The organism is Sulfitobacter sp. UBA4523, from assembly GCF_002388305.1.
Lineage (GTDB): Bacteria > Pseudomonadota > Alphaproteobacteria > Rhodobacterales > Rhodobacteraceae > Sulfitobacter > Sulfitobacter pontiacus.
Genome location: NZ_DGMH01000044.1, coordinates 74289 through 79429, shown reverse-complemented (window position 1 = coordinate 79429; position 5141 = coordinate 74289). Strand labels below are relative to the sequence as shown.

5 protein-coding genes are annotated in these 5141 nt (G+C 62.1%); all 5 read right to left on the bottom strand.

Annotated features, from left to right (window positions below; all coding sequences use genetic code 11):
- Positions 1-214: 214 nt before the first annotated feature.
- Positions 215-796 carry a sarcosine oxidase subunit gamma gene (locus B3849_RS10775; protein ID WP_278425872.1) on the bottom strand — a complete coding sequence of 194 codons (582 nt, stop codon included), beginning with the start codon at positions 794-796 and terminating at the stop codon, positions 215-217.
- On the bottom strand, positions 789-3806 hold the full coding sequence (locus B3849_RS10770) for a sarcosine oxidase subunit alpha family protein (protein ID WP_286780114.1): 3018 nt from the start codon (positions 3804-3806) through the stop codon (positions 789-791). Before B3849_RS10770 ends, B3849_RS10775 begins: the two co-directional genes overlap by 8 nt.
- Positions 3807-3885: 79 nt before the next feature.
- Positions 3886-4215, bottom strand: coding sequence for a sarcosine oxidase subunit delta (locus B3849_RS10765; RefSeq protein WP_074635171.1), 330 nt, complete (start codon positions 4213-4215; stop codon positions 3886-3888).
- Positions 4216-4308: 93 nt separating this feature from the next.
- Positions 4309-4545, bottom strand: a complete 237-nt coding sequence (locus B3849_RS10760) for a hypothetical protein (protein ID WP_005852605.1) — start codon at positions 4543-4545, stop codon at positions 4309-4311.
- A 97-nt stretch (positions 4546-4642) separates the two neighbouring features.
- The coding region (locus B3849_RS10755) for an FAD-dependent oxidoreductase (RefSeq protein WP_286780113.1) at positions 4643-5141 on the bottom strand (499 nt) is incomplete at its 5' end.

The window sequence follows — 5141 nt, the reverse complement described above, 5'->3', positions numbered from 1 at the left end:
CAGGAAGAGTAAAAGCCATGAGAAAAGCCTCCGTTATTGAATTGCGTCTGGGTCACATGAAGCCCGTCCCGTCATAAGGTCAAGTGCTGATCGACCCGCAAGGGGGAAACCGGCACAGCTGACGGGGCGCTTCTACCGTCACCCGCTTAAGGGTAAAACGGCTGGCTGGGGCGAATGTTCCCGCCAGTCTGCCGCCCTGCCCCTGACCAGCGGCTTACCGCGCGGTGCTATAATATTCGGGGGCGGACCCGGCCTGTGCCGCGGTTTTCAGCAGATCAAACACATATTGCGCGACCGAGCGGAAGCAGACCAGACGGAAGCTGTCGCCGTCCTCGATCCAGAACGCCGCCGGCACCTGCGCCAGCCGCGTGCGGCGGATCATGCCGGGGGTGAAACTGTCTGGCGACAGATCCACCGGGGCGAGCTTGGCCAGCACATCGCGGCTGTGCGCCCCGCTGATGCGAAACACCGCCCGCGCATCGGATACATTGACCGCCAACGTGTGATTGCTACCAAAGCATTTGGTCAGCATGTCGATGGTGTCGCTGACCTGATCATAGGGGCAGAGCAACAACAGCTCGTCCGGTGACATCCACGCGACACCGCGATCCCCGTTGATCTGGACACTGCGGGTATCGGGAAGGCCCAGGCCGACGGCCTTTTTCAGCGCCTTCTTCATATAGCCCGCCCCCAGATCCCCGCGGACAGAGATCATGCCAATCGGGTCCATCAGGGTCACCTCGGCAATGCCGCCGGTGAATTCCGCCGCTTTCAACGCGCTTACCGCCTCAGACATTTTGCTTGGCCCCTTCTTTGTCATAGAACACCGGATCGACGATTTTCGCCTGATAGGTCTTGCCGTCGGTCCCGGGGAAATCGAGCACCTCGCCCATGCGGTCCGGCCCATTCAGGACCAGCCCCATCGCGATCCCCTTACCCAAGGTCGGCGAATGATAGGTCGAGGTGACGCGCCCGATCATATTGCGCTGGCCGTTCTCGTTCTCGCCGTCACCTACGGCATAGGCCCCGTCCGGCAGGGTGCTGCCGTCGGTTGTTTCCAGCCCCACCAGTTTCCAGCGCGTCGGGTCCACCATATGGGACCGCTGCTGCGCGCGCTTGCCCAAGTAGTCATCCTTCTTTTTCGAGATCGCCCAGTTCAGCCCCAGATCCTGCGGGATCACGGTGCCGTCGGTTTCGTCCCCGATCATGATAAAGCCCTTTTCGGCGCGCAGGATGTGCAGACATTCGGTCCCATAGGGCATCACGCCCAGATCATTGCCCGCCACCATCAGCGCATCCCAGAAGGCCTGTCCCTGCCCTGCATCCACCGCGATCTCGTAGCTCAGCTCGCCCGAGAAAGAGATCCGGTAAACGCGGCACTTGAAGCCCCCCAGCGTGCCGTCCGCCCACTCCATAAAGGCCAGCGTGTCTTTGCTGACATCCATGCCGCCCAGCTTTTCCAGACATTTGCGTGCATTGGGGCCGACCACGGCGATCTGCGCATATTGCTCGGTGACATTAGCAACATAGACGTTGAAATCCCACCACTCGGTCTGGAGCCATTCTTCCATATGCTGGTGGATGCTTTCCGCGCCGCCCGTCGTTGTGTGGCACAAGAAGGTGTCGTCATCGATCCGCGCAACGACACCATCGTCGATCAGGAACCCGTTTTCCGAACACATCAGGCCATAGCGGCATTTACCCGGTTTCAGCGTGCTCATCATATTGGTGTAGAGCATGTCGAGGAAGCGCCCCGCGTCCGGTCCCTTGACGATGATCTTGCCCAGGGTGGAGGCATCCAGCATCCCCAGTTTGCTGCGCGTGTTGGTGACCTCGCGCATCACGGCGTCATGGGTGCTTTCGCCCTTGCGCGGATAGGCATAGGGGCGTCGCCACTGGCCGACGGGTTCCCATTCGGCACCGTTCGCGTCGTGCCAATCATGCAGCGGGGTGCGGCGGATCGGTTGGAACACATCGCCACGCGCCTCGCCCGCGATCGCGCCCATCGAAATCGGGTGGTACGGCGGGCGGAAAGTGGTGGTACCAACGGCGGGAATATCCGCGTCCATCGCGCCCGCCAGGGTTGCCAGCCCGTTGATATTGCTGAGCTTACCCTGATCCGTCGCCATCCCCAAGGTGGTATAGCGTTTGGCGTGTTCGACGCTGACAAAGCCTTCTTGCGCGGCAAGCCGCACGTCCGACACTTTGACATCGTTCTGATAATCCAGCCACGTCTTCTCGCGCAGCTTCACATTTGCGCCTTGGGGCATCATCCAGACGGGGGCGAGCGGCGCTTCCTCTTGCCGGTCGGCGTTCGGCGAGACAGCATCGGCGGGCAGCTTGAACCCCAGCGTCGTGACCACCCCATCGGCAGCGGCATGGGCGTCGTGCAAGATATCATCCAGCGCAAAGAACCCACCCGCGGCACCGGCAGCGGTGACAAAACCATGCCCGTCCGCCCCCAGCGGCGGATTGTTCACATCGGGGCGGAACATGGCCCCGGCGGTATCCCAGGTCAGCTTGCCTCCGCAATGGGACCACAGATGCACCACCGGCGACCAGCCGCCCGACATGGCCACGGCGTCACAGGGGAAGGTTTCAAGCACCGTACCCTCGCCCGCTTGGCTGCACACCTCTACGCCGGTCACGCGTTTCCCGCCTGTGACCCGCGCCACGGCATGCCCCATCATCACGCGAATGCCCAGATCTTTAGCGTGCGTCATCAGCGCGGAATCCTGCGGCAGCACGCGGGCATCCAGAATGGCGGGCACGGTCAGACCGGCCTCGGTCAAGGCGATGGCGGTGCGGTAGGCGTCGTCATTATTGGTGACCACCACCGTGCGATCCCCGACCGACACGCCATAGTTCACCAGATAATCCCGCACAGATGCGGCCAGCATCACGCCCGGGATGTCATTGCCAGCAAAGGACAAAGGCCTTTCAATCGCGCCGGTGGCGGTCACGATATGACCGGCGCGAATGCGCCAGAGCCGGTGGCGCGGCCCAGCAATCTCCGGCGCGTGGTCCGTCAGCCGTTCATAGCCCAGCACATAGCCGTGGTCATAGACTCCCGCCCCCATGACACGGGTGCGCAGGGTGACGTTTGCCATCCCCGACAGCTCTGCCACCAGCGCGTCGATGAAGTCGGCGACGGGTGTGCCATCGACCGTGCCGCCATCCACGGGAGCGCGGCCGCCCCAATGGGCGGTCTGTTCCAGCACGATGACCTTGGCACCGGACAGGGCCGCGGTGCGCGCGGCCTCTAGCCCCGCGACACCACCGCCGATGATCAGCACATCGCAAAAGGCGTGGAAATGTTCATAGGTATCGCCATCCGTCTCCTTGGGCGCTTTGCCCAGACCGGCAGAGTGGCGGATGATCGGCTCGTAGACATGCTTCCAGAAGGGGCGCGGGTGGATGAACATCTTGTAGTAGAAGCCCGCGGGCAGAAAGCGGCTCAGGTGTTTGTTGATCGCGCCAACGTCGAATTCGAGGCTGGGCCAGTGGTTCTGGCTTTCCGCCTCGAGCCCGTCGAAAAGATCGGTGGTCGTGGCGCGTTGGTTGGGCTCGAACCGGTCGCCCTGCCCGAGGTTCACCAGCGCGTTGGGTTCTTCCGGGCCCGCCGCCACGATGCCGCGCGGACGGTGGTATTTGAACGACCGTCCCACCAGCATCTGGTCATTCGCCAGCAAGGCCGAGGCTAGGGTATCGCCCTCGAAGCCGCGCAGCTGCTTTCCGTTAAACGAAAAACTGACAGCATTTGATTTGTTCAGCAGGCGGCCGCCTGTGGCAATTCTGGTGCTCATGAAGTCAAACCTTGGTGTGGGGCGAAAGCGCGGGTGCCTCCGGCGGGAGTTTTCTTGGCAAAATGAGGAACGGCAGCGGTCATGGCGCGGCGGCGGCCTGCCAATCGGGGCGACGGTCCTGTATCTTGTCGATGATCTCTTGCGGGACCGTGCTGGTCTGGGCGGTATAGGTGCCGAAGACTTCGAGCGTCATGGTATCGCGCGCGGCGTGGAACCATTTGCCACAGCCATAGACATGCCGCCAGCGCTCAAAATGCACGCCCTTGGGATTTTCCCGCATGAACAGGTATTTTTCGAAGTCGCTGTCAGAGGACCCCGGACCAAAACGTTTCAGATGCGCCTCGCCGCCCGCGTGGAATTCGGTTTCCTCGGCGGTGATGCCGCAGTTGGGACATGTCAGGGTCAGCATGGGGCGCTCCTTTCTAAGGTCGGTTGAAACGCGAAAAGGCCAGCCCCCGCGCGAGGGCCAGCCTTGATCATATTGGATAGAGTGGAAAGCGGCTTAGTTGCCGGTTGCTTCTTCGGCCGCGCCTTCAACGGCATCGGCAGCACCATCGGCCGCGCCTTCGACGTTGACGTTGATGTCGCCGGAGTCGTCCATCGGGTTGCCACCAGCGAAGAAGTAAAAGCCGAAGCCAAGGACCAGAACGACGAGAACGCCGATGACGATCCCCGATCCGGTGCCGCTGGTTTTGTTGACGGTGGTGTGTGGCGCTTGGTTGTTGTCAGGCGTAGCCATGGGAATGGTCCTTCATAAACTTGATATGAAGTGCAAACCCCGTTCACAGGCAAAAAGTTCCACAGCCCCATTGGGCGGGCAGGTTTCCGCGCGCCGATCAATGCGCCACCCCGGCGGCCACGGATTCGTCGATGAACCGCCCTTCCTGGAACCGGTTCAGGCCGAAGGCATCCGTCAGCGGCGACCGTCCCTTGGCCATCAGTTCGGCCATGGCCCAGCCCGAGCCGGGGATCGCCTTGAACCCGCCGGTACCCCAGCCACAGTTGACGAAGACGCCCTCGACCGGCGTTTTGGACAGGATCGGAGAGCGGTCCCCCGTCACATCCACAATGCCGCCCCATTGGCGCAACATCTTGAGACGGGACACCATCGGGAAGGTCTCGACCAGGGCGCGGACCGTTTCCTCGATATGGTGGAAAGAGCCGCGTTGGGTGTAGTTGTTATAGCCATCCGTCCCGCCGCCGATCACCATCTCGCCCTTGTCGGACTGGCTCATGTAGCCATGCACGGTATTGGCCATGACCACCACATCCATGCAGGGTTTGATCGGCTCTGAGACCAGCGCTTGCAGGGCAACGGATTCGATCGGAAGGCGG